Source organism: Mesorhizobium sp. M0870 (genome assembly GCF_040319775.1).
GTDB lineage: Bacteria > Pseudomonadota > Alphaproteobacteria > Rhizobiales > Rhizobiaceae > Mesorhizobium.
The window spans coordinates 277,023-297,326 of sequence record NZ_JAMYOI010000003.1; the positions used below are offsets into that span (position 1 = coordinate 277,023).

Below are 20,304 nucleotides of genomic sequence, written 5' to 3' on the forward strand. Positions count from 1 at the left end.
GCATTGCAATATCTTTGTTGCAGTGCACCATAAATTTCTTTGGGCCGTTAACCAAGAGCCCAGATTCCGGCCTTTGCACGTTCTGGCTTGTGGACCTTCGCGCCTCCGGCTTTTATTAACAAAGCGTTAACTGCAAAATCGCCGCTCCGTGAGGTCCGCCAAGCGCATGCCGTCCGAATACTCCTTCCTCGATGTCGCCGTGCTCGACGCGGTCCGCCAGCGCTTTGCGGCAGGCGACGCGATCGCGATCCTGTCGGCGGATCTGGAGCAGGTGATCTGGGCCAACGGGCCAGGAGCCGCGATGTTCGGGTATCCCGACATCGAGGCGATCATCGGCGCCTCGGCGCAGTTGCCCGTGATCGCCAGGCGCCAGATCATGGCGACCAGCGGATTTCCCGAGATTGGCAGTGACCGCGCCATCATGGTGCGGCTGGCGACCGGAATGACCAGCCGCGCCGTCGGCTTCCTGGCCAGTGCGGTGACCATGCCGGACGCCGAAAAGGCGATCATGCTGGCAGTCCCGGCGGCTCAGACCGGGTCACGCAATGCCAGCGAAATCGCCGCGCGCGCCATTAGCGGCTTCACCGAGGATGGTCATTTCATCGCCTTTGTCGATGCCAGGGGCAGCGTCGAGGCGGCCTCGGAAGGATTTTCGGCACTGGGCATCCTGCCGGAGACGCTGGCGGCACTGGTTGCCGACGTCGCAGCCGAGAGCGACCGCATCGTCAAGCGCCTTGTCCCCGGCGGCACGGCCTCCTATCCAGCGGGGCTGGCAAGATTGACCGAGGAGCGGCATCTGCTGGTGGTGATCGACGAGGACCAGCTCGACGACACCGCCCCTGCGGGCGAACATCCTACGCAAACCATTGCCGAGGCAGCACCGGCTGGCGACGCGGCCTCCCGGCCGGAACAGGGCGCAGAGACCGACGAACCAGGCGCCTCGCTGCCGACCGAGGACGTCGCCGGATCGCGGCCGCATGCGATCGCCGACGCGACCGTACAGACGCCGACAGCGGCCAACAGCGATCAGCCGGCATTGGAGCGCACGCCGGCGCAGCACGACCATTGGTACTTCAACGCTGGCGAGGACGGAGGGCAACAGGCGCCGCGACCTGCCGCGCCCGGACCTGAAGCTCCGGCCGAACCGGGGGCCCTTGAAATCCAGTCCACTTCCGCGGCCACGCCGACGACCGTCTCGGCGATGGACCGCGCAGCGGCGCCGGTGCGCTTCGTCTGGCGCACCGATGCCGAAGGCAAGTTCAGCGCGCTGTCGCCGGAATTCGCCGACATCGTCGGCAAGCCGGCGGCCGACGTAATAGGCCGACGCTTCAGGGATGTCGCCGCTACATTCGGCCTCGACCCCTCCGGCGAGATATCGGGGCTTCTCGAACGGCGCGATACCTGGTCCGGGCGCTCCGTGCTGTGGCCGGTCGTCGGCACCGATCTGATGATACCGGTCGACCTGGCGGCGCTGCCTGTCTATGGGCGCAGCCGCGCCTTCGAGGGTTTCCGCGGCTTCGGCGTCGCCCGCGCCAGCGACGCGGTCGTCGATCCGGAGGCCATCGGCATGGCGCTGGTGCCCAATAGCCAGGCACCGGCAACGCCGGAACCGCAAGCCATCCAACCCGCGCCCGAACAGCCGAACGCCGAGGAGCCTAAGGCCGAGGACACGCAGGCATCGGATCCGTTCAAGGGCGAGGTGCCTGCGCTGACCATCGTGCCGAAACAGGAGCGGCGCTTTGCCGACAAGGTGATCCGGCTCGCCGAACATCGCCAGCCAGCCAACGACAAGGGCCTGTCGACCCTGGAACGCAGCGCGTTCCGCGAAATCGGCGAGCGGCTGAAGAAGGATAGTGCTCCGGTCGAGCCGCCTGAGGCTGAGACTGCGGAGGCGTCGACAGCGGAGGCCGAGGCTCCGGTCAAGCCGTCCGACGACCCGATGCACAGCGGCGTCATCCCTGCGTCAGGGCCAGAGAACGAACCGGTCGAGCCACCCGATGTCGATGCCGAAGACGAGCGGGATCTGGTACGGCTTGACGGTCACGCGGACGAAGCGGCTCGTGAAGCCCCCCCTGGGATGAATGTGACGGGCTCGTTGCTCGACTATGCCGGCCAAGATGACGAACGTGGCCCCGCGGCGGCGGAACCAGAGAACACCGCTGCCGTTTCGCCCGGCGAAGAGCCTGAAGCCACTGACGCGACACATGATGGCCTCGATGACGACAGCATGACGTCAGCGGATTTTCGCGATGCCGAAGACAGTGAGGATTGGGCGCAGCCCGACGAGGAAGCCGCGCCGCCCGACGAGCAGGCGGTTGCCGAGGAAGTCGTCAATGCAGGCGACGCTGCGGAAATACGCGTCGAGCGCCCTCGCCTGCAGGTTCCGCCGCTCAAGACCGAAGGATTCGTGCCATCGGCGTTTTCCACCGGAGATGAACACAAGGCTCCGGACACGTCGCTGCTCGGCAAGCTGCCCGTGCCGCTGCTCATCCATTCCGGGGACCAGTTGCACTATGCGAATGAGGAATTCCTCAGCCTGACGGGTTACGAGGCGCTTGACGATCTGGCGGATGCCGGCGGCCTCGGCGCGCTGTTTGCCGACCCCTATGCCGAGGACGGCGTTTCCGACGGCACCGATCACGCGCTGCGGCTGAAAACGCGTGACGGACAAGAATTTCCGATCGAGGCCATTTTGCGCTCTGTCCCCTGGCGCGACGGCAAGGCGCTGATGCTGGTCGTGCGACGCTCCGGCGAGGATGATGCGCCGCCGAGCCTGCATGTGGTTGGCGACGAGCAGACGCAGCCGGACATTTCCGAGCTCAAGGTGCGCATCGCCGAGATGCGCACCATTATCGACACCGCCACCGACGGCGTCGTGCTGATCGGCCGTGACGGCACCATCCGATCGATCAGCCGGCCGGCTGAAGCGCTGTTCGGCTTCGACAGCGACGATGTGACCGGCAAGCCGTTCGCCTCGCTGTTTGCGATTGAAAGCCAGCGCGCGGCACGCGACTATCTCAATGGGCTGTCCGAGCCCGGCGTGGCGAGTGTCATGAACGACGGCCGCGAGGTGATCGGGCGCGAATCGCAAGGACGCTTCATTCCGCTGTTCATGACCATCGGCCGGCTGCCCAACGACAGCGGCTTCTGCGCCGTCGTTCGCGACATCACGCAGTGGAAGCGGGCCGAAGAGGACTTGACGCAGGCACGTGCGGTGGCCGAGCGCGCGTCCTCGCAGAAGACCGATTTTCTGGCCCGCATCAGCCACGAGATCCGCACCCCGCTCAATGCCATCATCGGTTTTTCGGAATTGATGGTCGACGAGAAATTCGGACCTGTCGCCAACGACCGCTACCGCGACTATCTGCGCGATATCAACCGCTCGGGCAATCATGTGCTCGACCTGGTCAACGACCTGCTCGACATCTCCAAGATCGAGGCTGGCCAGCAGGAGATGGCCTATGAGGCGGTGTCGCTCAACGACACGCTGGCCGAAACGGTGGCGATGATGCAGCCGCAGGCCAACCGTGAACGGGTCATCATCCGCTCCAGCTTCGCTTCGCGGCTGCCGGAAGTGGTGGCCGACCTGCGCAGCGTGCGCCAGATCGCGCTCAACATCCTGTCGAATGCCATCCGCTACACCCAGGCCGGCGGCCAGGTGATCGTCTCGACCGCCTATGAGACGTCGGGCGACGTAGTCATGCGGGTGCGCGACACCGGCATCGGCATGAGCCATGCCGAGATCGAGCAGGCGCTGAAGCCGTTCAAGCAGATCAACGCCCTGAAGCGCGGACGCGGCGACGGGACCGGGCTTGGACTGCCGTTGACCAAAGCGATGGTGGAAGCCAACCGTGCCCGGTTCACCATCAATTCGACACCGGGCGAAGGCACCCTGGTCGAGGTGGCTTTTCCGTCGACCCGTGTGCTCGCGGAATAGGTCAGCCCTCTCCGCGGTTCGGTCCCGATAAAAAGAAAAGGCGCCCAAAGGACGCCTTAAGAGATGGGATTGCTGTCACAACGGGGGCTTGAGCGAATTCGGATCCTCGGGGCTGAGGAACGGGATTTCTCCCTCAAGTTACCTGCGACTATCTACGCCGGACCTTAACAACTCCTTACCGGGGCGCCGGAAAATTTACGAATGTGTACCACTCATGAAATCTAGGTAAATTCTAGCGAGATATTTCGTTAACCATGCCGGCTGCCAATTACTCGGCCAGCTGAGGCAGGTTCTTGAACAGCTCGAGCGCCTCTGGATTGGCGAGTGCCTCCTTGTTCTTGATGGCGCGGCCATGCACGACATCGCGCACCGCGAGTTCGGTGATCTTACCCGACTTGGTGCGGGGAATATCCGACACGGCAACGATCCTGGCCGGGACATGGCGGGGACTGGCGCCACTGCGGATCTTGGCGCGGATGCGTTTTTCCAGATTCTCGTCGAGCTGCACGCCGGCGGACAGGCGCACGAACAGTACGACGCGCACGTCGTTGTCGAAGTCCTGTCCGATGCACAGTGCTTCCAGGATCTCAGGCATCTGCTCGACCTGATTGTAGATCTCCGCCGTGCCGATCCTCACCCCGCCCGGGTTGAGCGTGGCGTCGGAGCGGCCATGGATGATGAGGCCGCCATGCTCGGTCCATTCGGCGAAATCGCCATGACACCAGACATTGTCGAAGCGTTCAAAATAGGCCGCCCGGTACTTCTTGCCATCGGGGTCGTTCCAGAAGCCGATCGGCATCGCCGGAAAGGCTTTTGCGCAGACCAGCTCACCCTTTTCCTGCCGGACCGGCCTGCCGTCGTCGTCCCAGACATCGACTGCCAGGCCGAGGCCGGGTCCCTGGATCTCGCCGGTCCAGACCGGCTGCGTCGGCACGCCGAGCACGAAGCAGGAGACGATGTCGGTGCCGCCGGAGACCGAGGCCAGATGCACGTCCTTCTTGATGCCGTCATAGACGAAGCGGAAATCTTCCGGCGACAGCGGCGAGCCGGTGGAGGAGATTGCCCGCACAGTGGCCAGATCATGCGTGCGGATCGGCTTGAGACCAGCCTTGCGCACGGAATCGATGAACTTGGCCGAGGTGCCGAAAAAGGTCATCTTCTCGGCATCGGCGAAATCGAACAGCACATTGCCGTCGGGATAGAAGGGCGAACCGTCATAGAGCAGCAGCGTGGCACCCGAAGCGAGCCCCGACACCAGCCAGTTCCACATCATCCAGCCGCAGGTGGTGAAGTAGAAGAAGCGGTCGCCATCGGTGAGACCGGCATGCAGCCGGTGTTCCTTGACATGCTGGATCAGCGTGCCGCCGGCCGAATGGACGATGCATTTGGGAATGCCGGTCGTTCCCGACGAAAACAGGATGTAGAGCGGATGCGAAAACGGCAGCGGCTCGAAAGTGACAGGCTTGCCGGCGAAGGGCGACAGCGCCTCTTCCAGCGCTACCGCCTTGTCGATGGTCCCGGCGACATCGCTCGATGTGCCGAGATAGTTGACGACCAGGATCTTGCGGACAGTGCCGAGCTTGGCCGCGACCGCGGCGATCTTGTCGGCGACTTCGATCGCCTTGCCATTGTACCAATAACCATCCGGCGCGATGAAGACGACGGGCTCGATCTGGCCGAACCTGTCGAACACGCCCTGCTCGCCGAAATCGGGAGAGCAGGACGACCAGACGGCACCGATCGAGGCGGCGGCCAGCATGGCGGCGACGGTCTCCGGCATGTTGGGCATCATGGCGGCAATGCGGTCGCCCTTCTTCACCTTGAGCGACAGGAAAAGCTGCTGCAGCCGCGAGGTCAGCGCGTGCAACTCGTTCCAGGACAGCCGGCGCTCGACCTTGTCTTCGCCGCGAAACACGATTGCGTCGCCTGAGTCGGTCTTCTTCAGCAGATTCTCGGCGAAATTCAGTGTCGCATCGGGAAAGAAAGAAGCGCCGGGCATCTTGTCGCCGTCGACGAGCAGGTTATCGCCCTTGTCGCCGACGATGCCGCAGAAATCCCAGACCAGGCTCCAGAACCCTTCACGGTCATCGACCGACCAGGCATGAAGCTGCGAATACGAGGAAAAAGCTACGCCGGCTTTCACTCCGGCGGCCCTGGTGAAGGCGGTCAAGGGTGCTGCGTCAATCTGGTCTTGCGTCGGGGTCCAGAGCGGTTGTCCGGCAGCCATGATCGTTCCTCCACGGTCGCCATCGCTTATGCATATCGCAGCGCAGCAGAGCAAGATTTTGTTCGGCTGATGCGACCAGATGTGCGCAAATGCCATCGCCGGGCCATAAAGACTTGAAATGCCTCAGCCCTAAGTCGTAGTGACAACTTGAAGTCGTGGTGGCGGCCGGAAGTGTGGTCACGACTGCAGTCGTAGTGACGACTGGGGGTCGTGGTGACGACTGGAAGTCGTGGTGACGACTGGGTTACACCCGTCGGGCGATTTGTCGGAATGGAAGCATACGGGGCCATATGCCATCATCTATGATCCGGCGCGGAATATGGGCGATCGGCGCTGCCGTGATCGTCATCGCGCTGGTCGTTGCCGCCCTGCCGCTGATCGCCTCCACCCGTATCGTGCGCGACCGCATCGCCTGGGAAATGAGCGCGTGGAGCGGCTTCCGGGTCGCCATCGACGGTTCGCCGCGCATTGAGGTCTGGCCGACATTCCGGGCAATCCTGACCGATGTGACGCTTTCACAATGGACCGACACCGAGGCGCCGCCTGTGGTCGAGGCAGAACGGGTCGAGGTCGACCTTTCCGCCATGGCGGCGCTGCGCGGCGACGTGGTGTTTTCGACGGCGCGGCTGGTGCGGCCGACGATCCGGGTCCAGCGCACACCTGCCGGCCTTTTCCTGCCCGCTGTCCCCACCGGCGGGCGCATCACGCGTTCCATCGACACGGCGCGCGGCGTGGTCAATGCCGACCCCGCCAAGCCGGACCTCGACAAGCTGCCTACCGACACCTTCGGCACGGTCGAGTTTCGCGACGGCCGTATGGTCGCCTCCATCGGCGGCAAGGACGTCGAGATCCTGAGCAGTTTGAACGGTCAGGCGAATTGGGCGGCGATGAACAGCAATGCGACGCTGTCGGCAACAGGGATCTGGCGGGGCGAAAGCGTCGCGCTGGACGTCGCCTCGGCCAGACCGCTTGTGCTGTTTGCCGGCGGCACGGCGCCGCTGACGCTGTCCTTCAAGGCGGCACCCGCCACCTTCTCGTTCGACGGCACGGCCAGCATGTCTGAAAATACCTATTTCGACGGTCAGGCGAAGTTCTCGGCACCCTCGCTGCGGCGTGTCCTGGAATGGTCGCAGGCCGGCATCGCTCCGGGTGCGGCGATCGGCTCGGTCAGCATTTCGAGCAAGATCACCGCGACCGGCGGGCGCGTCAAGTTCGACAACACGGCGATTGCGCTCGACAACAATCCGGGGATGGGTGCACTGGACCTCTCGCTTGGTGAAGCACAACCGGTAATCTCCGGCACGCTCGCCTTCGACACGCTCGACCTCAGATCGTTTCTGTCAGCCTTCACCCCGCTGGTGCCGACCGGAGGGGCGGGGCCCGGCGAAATCGACACAAGTTTCGCCGACAAGATCAATCTCGATCTCAGGCTGTCGGCGGCGCACGCCACGGCGGGGCCGATCCAGCTCGCCGACGTCGCCGCCACCGCCCAGGTCAAGGATGGTCTGTCCGTCTTCGACATCTCCGATGCCTCGGCCTTCGGCGGCAACATCCAGACCAGCCTTCGCTTCGATCGCAAGCCGGAAGGCTCGCAGGTCGAAATCCGCCTTCTGGCGTCCGACATCGACGGCGGTGCTTTCGGTACGGCGGCAGGGATGACGCGGCTGGTGCCGGTCGGCACGGGCACCGTCTCGGTGATCCTCAAGGGGCCGGGCAGAACCTGGGATTCCATCTTCGACAATGCCGACGGCTCGGTCTCGGCGACCTTCGGGCCGGGTGCGTTGAGCAATCTCAACCTGCCGGCCTTCCTCAAACATACCGAACAGGGCGGCTTCTTCGCGCTCGACGATGTCTCTGACGGAACATTGCCGATCGACGGCGCCGAGATCAAGGCCACCATTTCGAAGGGCGTGGCGCGGATCGACAAGGCCGAGGCCAATTCAGCGAAGTACAAGATCTGGCTGTCCGGCATCGCGTCCTACGCCGGGCGCGGACTGGCCTTGTCCGGCGGCGTCATTCAGCCTGAGCAGGCGGCAACGCAGGCCAACGGCCAGCAAGGTCCCAACCAGTCGTCGTTCTTCGTCGGCGGGACATGGAGCACGCCGTTCATTTCCCCGATCAGCCGCGGCGTTTCGGGGGAATAGGCCGCCACCGCGCCTCCTATCTTTCACCCGCGCTGCGCGGCCTGCTCGTCGAGCTGGCGCTGCACCTCACGCCGTTTGTTGGCAAGCGAGGCGATGATGACGCCAATCGCCACGACGGCGATCAGAATGGTACAGGCGGCGTTGATTTCTGGCGTCACGCCGAGGCGAACCTGGCTGTAAATCTTCATCGGCAGCGTCGTCGCGCCCGGCCCGGAGGTGAAGCTGGCGATGACCAGATCGTCGAGCGAAAGGGTGAAAGCCAGCATCCAGCCGGAGACGATCGCCGGCATGATAACCGGCAATGTGATCTGGAAGAAGGTCTTCACCGGCGTTGCGCCAAGATCCATCGCGGCTTCTTCCAGCGAGCGGTCGAAGGTCATGAGGCGCGACTGCACGACCACGGCGACGAAGCACATGGTCAGCGTGATGTGGGCGAGCGTCACGGTGAGGAAGCCGCGGTCGAGCCCGACGGCGACAAAGAGCAGCAGCAGCGACAGGCCGGTGATGACTTCCGGCATGACCAGCGGCGCAAAGACCATGCCGGAGAATAGCACCCTGCCCTTGAAGCGCGTGTAGCGGGTCAAGGTGAGTGCCGCCAGGGTGCCCAGCACCGTCGCAACCGTGGCCGAGATCAGGCCAACACGCGCCGTCACCCAGGTCGCGTCCATGAGGCCTTGGTTGTGGAACAGCGAGACGTACCATTTGGTCGAGAAACCGCCCCAGACCGTGACCAGTTTCGATTCGTTGAACGAGAAGACGATGAGCAGCACGATCGGCAGATAGAGAAAGGCAAATCCAAGCACGATCGAGGTGATGTTGAAGCGGCTCCAGGTGGCGTTCATGAGGTCACCTGTCCATTTCCTGAGCGCGCGCCTGGGCCCGCTGGAAGAGCATGATCGGCACGATCAGCAGCAACAGCAGGATGACGGCGACGGCCGACGATACCGGCCAGTCGCGATTGGCGAAGAACTCGTTCCACAACGTCTTGCCGATCATCAGCGTCTGCGATCCGCCGAGCAGATCGGGAATGACGAACTCGCCGACGGCCGGAATGAACACCAGCAGACAGCCCGCGATGACGCCGGGCAGCGATAGCGGGAAGGTGATCTTCCAGAACGCGCTGGTCGGCGGACAGCCGAGATCCTTGGCTGCCTCGATCAGCGAATAGTCCATCTTCTCAAGCGCGGAATAGAGCGGCAGCACCATGAACGGCAGGTAGGAATAGACGATGCCGATGAAGATCGCCGTATAGGTGTTGAGGATGATCAGCGGCTGGTGGATGACGCCGGTGGCGAGCAGCAGCTGATTGAGCAGCCCTTCGGGCTTGAGAATGCCGATCCAGGCGTAGACGCGGATCAGGAACGAGGTCCAGAACGGCAGGATCACCAGCATCAGCAAGGTTGGGCGGATCGTCGCCGGCGCGCGCGCCATGCCGTAGGCGATGGGATAGCCGACGAGCAGTGTCAGGACCGTCGAGACCGCGGCGATGATGACGCTGGTCACATAGGCGTTGAAGTAGAGCGCGTCCTGCGTCAGCCAGGCGTAGTTGTCGAGGCTGAGTTGTTTCAGCTGGGCGAGGAACCCGGAAACTCCGCCGCTGAAATCGAGCGCCGGCGTATAGGGCGGAATGGCGATCGCCGTCTGCGACAGCGAGATCTTGAAGACGATGACGAACGGAATGAGGAAGAAGAACAGCAGCCAGACATAAGGGATGATGATGACCAGTCGGCCAACGAAGGCAGCACCCAGCCTGGCGAGGATGGATTTGCCGGCATTGGTCGTCGGAGAGGCTGATGCGGTGGTGACGGCGGCGCTCGACATGGTCGCCCCTACCGCGTCAGCACGACGCCGGCGTCGGGCCGGAAGGAAACCCAGGCGCGGTCGTTCCAGCTCAACGGATCCTCGGTGATGCGGGCCGCGTTCATGGTGCTGGCGCGCACCACCTGGCCGTCGTCCAGCCTGACATGATAGACGGTCATGTCGCCGAGATAGGCGATGTCGTAGACCTCGCCCTCGATGGCGTTGACCGCCTCGGCCGGTTTCTTCGACGACACCTTGATCTTTTCGGGCCTGATGGCGAAGGTGACGGCCGTCCCGGCGCCGGCGGTGCCGGCATTGTCGGTGCGGATGCTGATGCCGTTGCCGGCATCGATGCTGGCGCTGCCGGCCTCGCCACGCGCGATCTTGCCCTCGAACATGTTCACATTGCCGACGAAGCCGGCGACGAAGCGGGACCCCGGCGCCTCGTAGACTTCGGCCGGCGTTGCCACCTGCATCACCTCGCCCTTGTCGATGATGGCGATGCGATCGGCCATGGTCATCGCCTCTTCCTGGTCGTGGGTGACGACGACGAAGGTGAGGCCGAGGTTCTGCTGCAGGTCCATCAGTTCGAACTGCGTCTCCTCGCGCAGCTTCTTGTCGAGAGCGCCAAGCGGCTCGTCGAGCAGCAGCACTTTCGGCCGTTTGGCGACCGAACGGGCGAGCGCGACGCGCTGGCGCTGGCCGCCGGACAGCTGATGCGGCTTGCGCTTGGCGAACTGCTCGAGCTTGACCAACTTCAGCATCTCGGCAACGCGCGACGCGATCTCGGGCTTCGGCATGCCGTCCTGCTTGAGGCCGAAGGCGATGTTGTTCTCGACCGTCATGTGCGGGAACAGCGCGTAGGACTGGAACATCATGTTGACCGGCCGCCGGTAGGGCGGGATGCCGCGCAGATCCTGGCCATCGAGCAGGATGCGGCCGGCTGTCGGCTCCTCGAAGCCGGCGAGCATCCTGAGCAGCGTCGATTTTCCACAACCAGAGGCGCCGAGCAGGGCGAAGAACTCGCGCTCGAAGATGGTCAACGACAGATTGTTGACGGCGGTGAAGTCACCGAACTTCTTGGTGACGTTGTCGAACTGGATGTACGGCTTGGCATTCGGGTCGTTCCACGGTGCAAAATCCCTGCGGATGCTGCCAAGCGATTTCATGTCCCACTCCGTCCTGATTCTTGCTTCTTACCCCAGGTAGAAACGGTCCCGGCAGGTGGCTGCCGGGACCGTGTCGGATTGCTTACTGGCCAGTGACGATCTTGGTCCAGGTGCGCGTGATGACGCGCTGGGTCTTGGGATCGTATGGCGAGACGGTGTAGAGCTTCTTTATGGTCTCGGCATCGGGATAAACCGAAGGATCCTCCAACAGTGCCTTGTCGACGAATTGCTGCGAGGCCTTGTTGCCGTTTGCGTAGAGCACGTAGTTCGACGACTTGGCGATAACTTCCGGCTTCATCATGTAGTTGATGAACTCGAGCGCCTCCGCGACATGCGGCGCGTCGGCAGGGATCGCCATCTGGTCGAACCACATCTGCGCGCCCTCCTTCGGCACGGAATAGCCGATTTCGACGCCCTGCTTGGCCTCGACCGCGCGGTTGCGGGCCTGGAACACGTCACCCGACCAGCCGACCGCCAGGCAGATATCGCCGTTGGCAAGCGCGTTGATGTATTCGGAGGAGTGGAACTTCCTGATGTAAGGCCGGACCTTGAGCAAGGTCTCCTCGGCCTTGGCGATATCATCGGGTGACGTGCTGTTCGGGTCGAGGTCGAGATATTTCAACGCCGCCGGGATGATGTCTGCCGGCGAGTCCAGCACGTAGACGCCGCAGTCCTTCAATTTCGCCAGGCTGTCGGGATTGAAGAAGACATCCCAGCTGTCGATCTTGTCGGTGCCGAGTGCCGCCTGCACCTTCTTGATGTTGTAGCCGATGCCAACCGTGCCCCACATGTAGTTGACCGAGTATTCGTTGCCGGGGTCGTACTTGGCGGTGCGCTCGGTAACCGTATCCCACATGTTGGAAATGTTGGGCAGTTTCGACTTGTCGAGCTTCTGGAACACGCCGGCCTGGATCTGGCGCGCGAGGAAGTTGCCGCTGGGCACGACGACGTCGTAGCCGCTGCCGCCGGCAAGCAGCTTGGTTTCCAGGATTTCGTTGGAATCGAAGGTGTCATAGACGACCTTGATGCCGGTTTCCTTGGTGAAATCGTCGATGATCGAACTGTCGATGTAGTCCGACCAGTTGAAGACGTTGACGACACGATCCGCGGCGTGACCGCCGACGGTGACAAGTGTCAGGAATGCCGAGGTAGCCGAAAGCCAGAGCGCTTTGCGGATCATGCTATTCTCCTTTGATGAGTGTTCCTTCACCGGCTCGTCGCGATATCAGCGCGACCGGCATTTTCTTCAGACTATTGAGCTTTCCAAGGGGCGACAAGCGCGAACTGCCGAGACCATGCAGGCGGTTCGATGAGATGGCTCGATGCCCCTGAGGCGGGCTGGGAGGCATACCGTCATAGGCTTTCGCCGTGGCGCGGGCAGAGATACGACGATATGGTCCGGTCTCGATCGGACCGGCTGGGAGACTTGGCAAGATACGCCTGTCTTGTTGTTGCCGTATTCCCAGCCTGCCCGTGCTGCAGCGACGTTGTCAATGGCAAAGCTGCAGGCCGCTTCAATTAGGCGACGGCACCCCTGTGACCCCGGCGCGTTCGGGCCGTGCCTGGCGCTTGAATTCGAGCCCGATATGGACGAGCAGCGCCGTGACAACCACCGCGCCACCGATGATGGTGCGCCCCGACGGCACCTCGGAATGGATGAGCCAGACCCATATCGGACCGAGGATCGGTTCGAACGTGCCGAGCAGCGCCGCGATGGCCGCCGGTATCAGCCGCGCGCCGGTGGCGAAGAAGGCGAGGCCGAGACCGAGATTGACCACGCCGAAGGCAAACAGAAAGCCCATGTCGCTGACCGACACGGCGAAGGTCGATGCCTGCGAGACGGCAAAGCCGGCCGCGAGCATGGTGCCGAGGCACGTCGCCGGCGTCATGCGCACGCCGGAAAACCGCCGGGTGATGACGGTGGCGACCGAGAACATGACCGCGATCAACAGCGCCAGCCCATCGCCTATGGGCGAGACGGCGCCATCAAGCGATTCCGACACCATGATGGCGACGCCGGCAATGACGGCGGCGATTGCCACCCATGTCGCGACACCAACCCTTTCGCGGAACAATGCCCAGGCAAACAGCGCCGCCAGAAGCGGCACGCCGGCCTGCATCAACAGGATGTTGGCGACGGTGGTGTAGGCCAGCGCCACGACGAAGGCGGTCGATGCGGTGGCAAAGCAGATCCCGACGGCAAGGCCGGGCAGACCCATGTCGCGGAACAGCTTCAGCGTGCCACGCCAGCCGTCGCGCCAGACCATGAAGCAGACCAGGAAGGCGGCTGCCCAGACGGAGCGCCAGAAAATGACCGTCCAGCTGTCACCGACAGTGATGAAGCGGGCGATGGTGCCGCCGAAACTCCACATCAGCGCCGACAGGAAGACCAAAAGCATGCCGACGCGTTCCTCGCGCGGCGAGACGGCTGGCGATGCGACGATCGGCGATGCGGTATCGATCATGAGCGCGACTGTCGGGCTTTTGTGGACGGGACGATGCGCAAGGGACGACAAAAAGATGCTCTGTTCGCGTAACGCAAAGGCGCAGGCCGGAACTGAGCCAGCGGCCGGCGACAATTGTGGCACCTTGCTCCTATTTCAGAGGAACACGGCTACTGGAAATCGAAGGCACTCAGGCCCGTCACCATCTCGTCGAGGCCGAGCGGGCGCGTCACCGGCGGCTCGGCGCGCGCCAGGCAGCCGACGCGTTCGCAAAGCCGGCAGGCAGGCCCGACCGGCGTCGCCGCGATACTGCCGGCCTTTGCGGTGATTGCCGCACCGGGTAATGCCGCGCCATAGACGATGTCGTCACGAAAGCCGATGTCGCAGCCAAGCAGCAATGCGGTGCGGCGCGGGCGTTCCGAGAACGCGCCTTGCGGCCCTTCCAGTGTGCGGGCGATGCACAGGAACTCGGCGCCGTCGGGCATTTCCACCGTCTCGACAAATATCTGGCCGGGTTGGGTGAAGGCAACATGCACGGGCAGCTTGGGACAGCCGCCGCCAAAGCGGCTTTGTGGAAACCCCTGGCTGCCGGCCTTGCGGAAGCGGTTGCCTGCATTGTCGACCTCCAGCATGAAGAACGGCACGCCGGAGACACCCTGCCGCTGCAGCATGGTCAGCCGGTTGGCTGCCTGTTCGAAGGAGACCCCGAAGCGCGAACGCAGGACATCGATGTCGTAGCGGGCGCGCACGGCAGCCGCATGAAAGGCCTGATAGGGCATCATCAGCGCATGCGCCGCATAACGGCCAAGTTCGAAGCGGGCCAGGCGGCGCGCCTCGTCGGTGCTCAGCTTGAGCGCCTGGATCTCGCCGGCGACCGCGACCGTCATGCGGATCAGGCAGGCCTCCATAGCGACTTCGCGCAACTGGTCGAACGGCGACAGCCGTTCGGACAGGAACAGGCGCTGCGAATGACGATCATAACGGCGGCGCCAGTTCGGCATGGTCGCGACCGGCAGCACCTTGACCACGATGCCATATTCGCGCTTCAGCCAGGCCTTCAGCGCGCCGAACAGATCGTCGCCGGGATCGAGCACCGAGGTGAACGCCGCGGCCTCCTCCTCGAGGGCAGCAAAATGGTTCGGCCGGCGCTCGAAAATCTCGTGCACCTCGTCGATCGGCAGGCGGGCGCCGGAAAGCGCCGTCGCCCGACCTTCGCGCGCCAAAAGCTCGTTGAGATCGGACAGGCGCTCGGCCTGCTCGCGATAGGCGCGGAACAGTTTTATCACCGCCGCGGACGCATTGGGCGCCGCCTCGGCAAGCTCGATCAGTTCCTGATCACCCGGCAACTCGCCGACCAGCAGAGGGTCGGTGAACACTTCCTTCAAGGCAGCGACAGATCCCCTCGCCTCGCCCTGCAGCTCGTGTGGATCGACCTTGTAGACGGAGGCCAGCCTGAGGATCAGCTGCACCGTCAGCGGCCGCTGGTTGCGCTCGATCAGATTGAGATAGGATGGCGAAATGCCAAGACCCTCGGCCATCGCCGTCTGGGTCAGGCCCTTGGCGTTGCGGATGCGGCGGATGCGCGGCCCGGCGAAGATCTTCTGGTCAGCCACGGACTGTCCTTTACAGCATTTACACGAATTTTCTGGGCTTTGGCCTTTTACAACAATGACAAATTTACAATGCACCTCTGTCAAACACAACACAGGTTTTCTCTTATATTCTGCCGGCTTTGTGGATTTATGTGGCTGATTTCGCGCAGAAATGTAAATCCAGTCATACCCAACGACCCCAAATTCTTGACGCCTTGACACAGATCAGCAATCCCTCGGAGTGACCAATGACTGATTTTTACAACCTCGTCCCATCGGCCCCGGAAGGTCGCTTCGACGGTATCGAACGGCCCTACTCCGCGGCGGATGTGAAGCGCCTGCGCGGTTCGGTGCAGATCCGCCAGAGCCTCGCCGAAATGGGCGCCAACCGGCTGTGGAAGCTGATCCACGAGGAGGACTTCGTCAACGCGCTCGGCGCCATGTCCGGCAATCAGGCGATGCAGCAGGTGCGCGCCGGGCTGAAGGCGATCTACCTGTCGGGCTGGCAGGTTGCCGCCGACGCCAACACGGCTGGTGCGATGTATCCGGACCAATCGCTCTACCCGGCCAATGCGGCGCCCGAACTGGTCAAGCGCATAAACCGCACGCTGCAGCGCGCCGACCAGATCGAGACCTCCGAAGGCAACGGGCTTTCGGTCGAGACCTGGTTCGCGCCGATCGTTGCCGACGCGGAAGCCGGCTTCGGCGGACCGCTCAACGCCTTCGAAATCATGAAGGCCTTCATCGAGGCGGGCGCCGCCGGCGTCCACTATGAGGATCAGCTTGCGTCGGAAAAGAAATGCGGCCATCTCGGCGGCAAGGTGCTGATCCCGACCGCGGCGCACATCCGCAACCTCAATGCCGCGCGCCTGGCGGCGGACGTGATGGGCACGCCGACCCTGGTCGTCGCGCGCACCGATGCGGAAGCCGCCAAGCTGCTCACCTCCGACATCGACGAACGCGACCAGCCTTTCGTCGACTACGACGCCGGGCGCACGGTGGAAGGTTTCTACCATGTCAGGAACGGCATCGAGCCCTGCATCGCCCGCGCCATCGCCTATGCGCCTTACGCGGATCTGATCTGGTGCGAGACCTCGAAACCCGACCTGGCACAGGCCAGGAGATTCGCTGAGGGCGTGCGCAAGCATCATCCCGACAAGCTGCTCGCCTACAATTGCTCGCCCTCGTTCAACTGGAAGAAGAACCTCGACGACGCGACGATCGCCAGATTCCAGAAGGAGCTCGGCGCCATGGGCTACAAGTTCCAGTTCATCACGCTCGCCGGCTTCCACCAGCTCAACTATGGCATGTTCGAGCTGGCGCGCGGCTACAAGGCACGGCAGATGGCGGCCTATTCCGAGTTGCAGGAAGCGGAGTTCGCGGCCGAGGCCAATGGCTACACCGCGACCAAGCACCAGCGCGAGGTCGGCACCGGCTATTTCGACGCCGTGTCTATGGCGATCACCGGCGGCAAGTCGTCGACCACCGCCATGCATGAATCGACCGAGCACGCGCAGTTCAAACCAGCCGCGGAATAGCGGACCGCAGAAATACAGAGGGAACGCCCAACAGGGCTTGGAACACAAGGAGAAGACCAATGGCATCGATAAGCCGCGTCAAGGAACGCGCCGAGGAACAGTCGACGACGATGAGCGTCGACCAGCAGGCGACGATCCGCATGCTGGCCAACGACCTGCACCGCCTCAACCAGTCGGTGATGAAGGCGGTCGAGGCGGGCGTCTCGGTCGAGCTCGTGCGCTCGGCACGACATCACGGCGGCGACGGCAACTGGGGCGATCTGCTGATCCCGGTCATCGTCACGCAGCAGAGCCACGGCTGACCGAATCCATGCAACCGACCCTTCACCTGCGCAGCCTCTGCGCAGGTGAATTTTCTTTTCATCAAGCTCACGTGTGGACAGTTGAGTACAGTAGCGTTGCTTGAAATTCACTGCTCCCGGCGATGATTTAGGGTACTTTTATTTCAACTTGACATAGGCTCCGATCTCACGCCAATTGCGCTCCGGATTCAACTCTGCATTGAAATAGGGGCGAGCTTCTTGGCCGACTTGTGTGCCCGGTGAACCGCGAAGGCGAGACTCCAAGACATCCGAATCTGGCGACCCGTGACTCGAGCGCCGAGGCGATCCGTGATCCGTCGCAGGTGCTTGTCGTCGGGAAATCGCCAATCAATCGCGTGGTGATTTCAAAGATCGTCGAGCGATCCGGGCTCAAGCCGATTTCGGAATCTCCCGACACGGCGGCAAGGATCTTGCGGTCCCTCATTCCCGGTGTGGTTGTCCTTGACGGCGGCGCCGACAACAAGGACTGCGAGAACCTGATGTCCAGCATCGCCGCGTTGCGCCGCGCCTCGGGCAAATCGCTGCCACCGGTAATCCTGCTGTCAACCAAGAATGGCGCGACGGAAAGTCTGGGCCTGTCTGGTATCATCGACGTGGTGGTCGCCAAGCCGATCACGCCCGAACGGTTGCAACCGGTGATCGATCGCCTCATCGGCCGCTAAGCTAATTGCGGGAAAGTGTGTAACGGTTTTCCGTCCGGAATTGAGCAAATTAGGTAAGGCCCGGCAATCACGGATCGATGATGCTTTCGATCAATCCGGGCAGTTGTCCGAGATCGGATATCTGGCGGAACCTCGATTCGGTTACCGGCGCTTCGACATGCTCCAGCACCCAGGTCAGTTCGTGCGGCACATGGACACCCCAGCCGCCGGCCTCGATGGCCGGCACCACATCCGACTTCAGCGAGTTGCCGACCATCATGCTTTTCGCGGCACCATCGCCGTGGCGGCTGAAGATCCTCCTATAGGTGGCGGCATTCTTGTCGCTGACGATCTCGACCGCGTCGAACAGATCGCCAAGGCCAGAGCCAGCCAGCTTGCGCTCCTGATCGAAGAGGTCGCCCTTGGTGATCAGCACAAGCCGGAATGCGCCGGCAAGCTTTTCGACCGTCTCGCGGGCGTGCGGCAAGGCCTCGATCGGATGACTCAGCATTTCGCGGCCGGCATCGAGAATCTCTGCTATGACCGAGGCCGGTACGCGGCCTTGCGTGACCTCGATCGCCGTCTCGATCATCGACAGGGTAAATCCCTTGATGCCGAAGCCATAGACGGCGAGGTTGCGCCTTTCGGCCTCCAGCAATCGTGCCGAGATATGCTCGGCTTCGCCATGGTCGACGAGCATGGCGGCAAAGCGCTTTTCCGTCAGCCGGAAGAACTGCTCGTTCTGCCACAGCGTGTCGTCGGCATCGAATCCGATCGTCGTCAGTTTGCCGTTGGGCCGCATTCAATTTCTCGATTAAGATTTGGGCCTCGATTGGAATTGCGACGGCCGAAACTAGGCCGATTGGCGTGATTTTCAACCGCACCGGCCAATGCCCGACGCGGCTCCCCTTCCCTTCCACAGGGGGGCACGGCTATACTCCACAATCCGCAACCCAATCTGGTGAATGATGCCGCCTGCAAAAAAGGAAGTCCGTCCGTCGAGCCGCGGAGGACGTGTCCGTACGCCTGCCTTCGTGAAAAACCAACGGGGCGTCAAGAACTGGAAGGAAGTCAGCGCCTGGCTGGAGTGGCGCGGCATCGAGGATATCGAGTGCATCACGCCTGATCAGGCCGGCGTCGCGCGTGGCAAGATGATGCCGTCGAAGAAATTCACCTCCAACACCTCGCTGGCGCTGCCGTCGGCAGTTTTCATGACAACGATTTCCGGCGGCTACCCCGAGGATGGCAACGGCTTCCATTACCCGGAAGACGACGGCGACCTCAAACTGATGCCGGACCTGTCGACGCTGACGGTGGTGCCCTGGGAAGAAGACCCGACGGCCGCGGTCATCTGCGATCTCGTCCACCAGGACGGACGCTCAGTCGAGTTCACGCCGCGCAACGTGTTGAAGCGTGTGGTGGCTGCCTATGACAAGCTCGGCCTGAAGCCAGTGGTGGCGCCCGAGATCGAGTTCTACCTGGTGCGCAAGAATCCCGATCCGGACTATCCGCTGACCCCGCCTGTCGGCCGGTCGGGACGCGCGATCGGCGGCGGCGCCGGCTATTCGATCGCCGGCGTCAACGAATTCGACGAACTGATCGACGACATCTACCATTTCTCCGAAAGCCAGGGCCTGGAGATCGATACGCTGATACACGAGGAAGGCGCCGGCCAGTTGGAGATCAATCTGCGCCACGGCGACCCGATCGAACTGGCCGACCAGGTGTTCATGTTCAAGCGCACCATTCGCGAGGCGGCGCTGAAGCACGAGATCTACGCCACCTTCATGGCCAAGCCGATCCAGGGGCAACCCGGCTCCGCCATGCATATCCATCAGTCGATCATCGACAAGAAGACTGGACAGAACATCTTTTCGGCCGCTGACGGCTCGGAAACCGACGATTTTTTCCACTTTATCGGCGGCATGCAGAAGCATGTGCCGAACGCGCTGGTGATGTTCGCGCCCTACGTCAATTCCTACCGCCGGCTGACACAGGCGGCGTCGGCGCCGGTCAACAACAAATGGGGCTATGACAACCGCACCACGGCATTTCGCGTGCCACGTTCGGATCCGGCGGCTCGGCGCGTCGAAAACCGCATCCCGTCCTCCGATGCCAACCCCTATCTAGCGCTTGCGGCATCGCTTGCCTGTGGGCTGATCGGCATCACCAACAAGATCAAGGCCGAGCCTCCCGTGCTGACCACCGCCAATGCCGACGAGATCGACCTGCCGCGCGGCCTGCTCGAAGCCGTCGACCTGTTCGAGGGCGACGAGGAACTCTGCGCGCATCTGGGCAAGTCCTTCGCCGCCACCTATGCGGCGATCAAACGGGCGGAGTTCGAGACCTTCATGGAAGTGATCAGCCCGTGGGAGCGGGAGTATCTGCTGCTGAATGTTTAGGGGAGTAGGGGAGTAGGGGAGTAGGGGAGTAGGGGAGTAGGGGAGTAGGCGAGTAGGGGAGTAGGAACTATTGGCCGAAAAAACAGG

Annotated in this window: 14 protein-coding genes; 6 read left to right on the forward strand and 8 right to left on the reverse strand. The window is 62.9% G+C overall.

The genetic code is table 11. The features are described from left to right. Window positions 1-166: 166 nt before the first annotated feature. On the forward strand, window positions 167-3,937 hold the full coding sequence (locus tag NKH97_RS06175; RefSeq protein ID WP_352440786.1) for a PAS domain S-box protein: 3,771 nt from the start codon (window positions 167-169) through the stop codon (window positions 3,935-3,937). A gap of 268 nt (window positions 3,938-4,205) precedes the next feature. Here NKH97_RS06175 and NKH97_RS06180 read toward each other — a convergent pair whose 3' ends face one another. Continuing rightward, complete coding sequence (locus NKH97_RS06180) at window positions 4,206-6,164, reverse strand: acetoacetate--CoA ligase (RefSeq protein ID WP_352795751.1); 1,959 nt, start codon at window positions 6,162-6,164, stop codon at window positions 4,206-4,208. A 290-nt stretch (window positions 6,165-6,454) separates the two neighbouring features. Here NKH97_RS06180 and NKH97_RS06185 point away from each other — a divergent pair, with 290 nt between their 5' ends. After that, window positions 6,455-8,308, forward strand: coding sequence for an AsmA family protein (locus tag NKH97_RS06185; RefSeq protein WP_352795753.1), 1,854 nt, complete (start codon window positions 6,455-6,457; stop codon window positions 8,306-8,308). Between the two features lie 23 nt (window positions 8,309-8,331). Here the strand turns inward: NKH97_RS06185 and NKH97_RS06190 are convergent, their stop codons facing one another. The 6 genes from NKH97_RS06190 to NKH97_RS06215 all read right to left on the reverse strand — a co-directional run bounded on the left by NKH97_RS06190 (window position 8,332) and on the right by NKH97_RS06215 (window position 15,334). After that, complete coding sequence (locus NKH97_RS06190) at window positions 8,332-9,150, reverse strand: ABC transporter permease (protein WP_013530251.1); 819 nt, start codon at window positions 9,148-9,150, stop codon at window positions 8,332-8,334. Window positions 9,151-9,154: 4 nt separating this feature from the next. Then, complete coding sequence (locus tag NKH97_RS06195; RefSeq protein ID WP_023809176.1) at window positions 9,155-10,129, reverse strand: ABC transporter permease subunit; 975 nt, start codon at window positions 10,127-10,129, stop codon at window positions 9,155-9,157. Window positions 10,130-10,137: 8 nt separating this feature from the next. Beyond that, window positions 10,138-11,277: an ABC transporter ATP-binding protein gene (locus NKH97_RS06200; protein ID WP_352795755.1), complete on the reverse strand. Its 1,140-nt coding sequence runs from the start codon at window positions 11,275-11,277 to the stop codon at window positions 10,138-10,140. Between the two features lie 82 nt (window positions 11,278-11,359). Then, the gene (locus NKH97_RS06205; protein WP_352679279.1) at window positions 11,360-12,457 is read right to left on the reverse strand and encodes a polyamine ABC transporter substrate-binding protein; all 1,098 of its coding nucleotides are present in this window, start codon (window positions 12,455-12,457) and stop codon (window positions 11,360-11,362) included. Window positions 12,458-12,791: 334 nt separating this feature from the next. Continuing rightward, window positions 12,792-13,742: a DMT family transporter gene (locus NKH97_RS06210; protein WP_352795757.1), complete on the reverse strand. Its 951-nt coding sequence runs from the start codon at window positions 13,740-13,742 to the stop codon at window positions 12,792-12,794. A gap of 149 nt (window positions 13,743-13,891) precedes the next feature. Further along, window positions 13,892-15,334 (reverse strand): helix-turn-helix domain-containing protein, encoded by a 1,443-nt coding sequence (locus tag NKH97_RS06215; RefSeq protein WP_023809179.1) that lies wholly within the window; start codon window positions 15,332-15,334, stop codon window positions 13,892-13,894. A gap of 227 nt (window positions 15,335-15,561) precedes the next feature. Here NKH97_RS06215 and aceA point away from each other — a divergent pair, with 227 nt between their 5' ends. The 3 genes from aceA (at window position 15,562) to NKH97_RS06230 (ending at window position 17,836) form a co-directional block, all read left to right on the forward strand. Further along, the gene (gene aceA, locus NKH97_RS06220) at window positions 15,562-16,851 is read left to right on the forward strand and encodes an isocitrate lyase (protein WP_023809180.1); all 1,290 of its coding nucleotides are present in this window, start codon (window positions 15,562-15,564) and stop codon (window positions 16,849-16,851) included. 59 nt (window positions 16,852-16,910) lie between these two features. After that, window positions 16,911-17,153, forward strand: a complete 243-nt coding sequence (locus tag NKH97_RS06225) for an SMc00767 family acetate metabolism repressor (RefSeq protein ID WP_006202762.1) — start codon at window positions 16,911-16,913, stop codon at window positions 17,151-17,153. 230 nt (window positions 17,154-17,383) lie between these two features. Continuing rightward, the gene (locus tag NKH97_RS06230) at window positions 17,384-17,836 is read left to right on the forward strand and encodes an ANTAR domain-containing protein (protein ID WP_023809181.1); all 453 of its coding nucleotides are present in this window, start codon (window positions 17,384-17,386) and stop codon (window positions 17,834-17,836) included. 67 nt (window positions 17,837-17,903) lie between these two features. On the opposite strand, the gene NKH97_RS06235 is transcribed toward NKH97_RS06230, so the two are convergent. Beyond that, complete coding sequence (locus NKH97_RS06235) at window positions 17,904-18,617, reverse strand: HAD family hydrolase (RefSeq protein ID WP_023809182.1); 714 nt, start codon at window positions 18,615-18,617, stop codon at window positions 17,904-17,906. A 163-nt stretch (window positions 18,618-18,780) separates the two neighbouring features. On the opposite strand from NKH97_RS06235, the gene NKH97_RS06240 reads away from it, so the two are divergent. Beyond that, window positions 18,781-20,217, forward strand: a complete 1,437-nt coding sequence (locus NKH97_RS06240; RefSeq protein WP_023809183.1) for a glutamine synthetase family protein — start codon at window positions 18,781-18,783, stop codon at window positions 20,215-20,217. Window positions 20,218-20,304 lie beyond the last annotated feature (87 nt).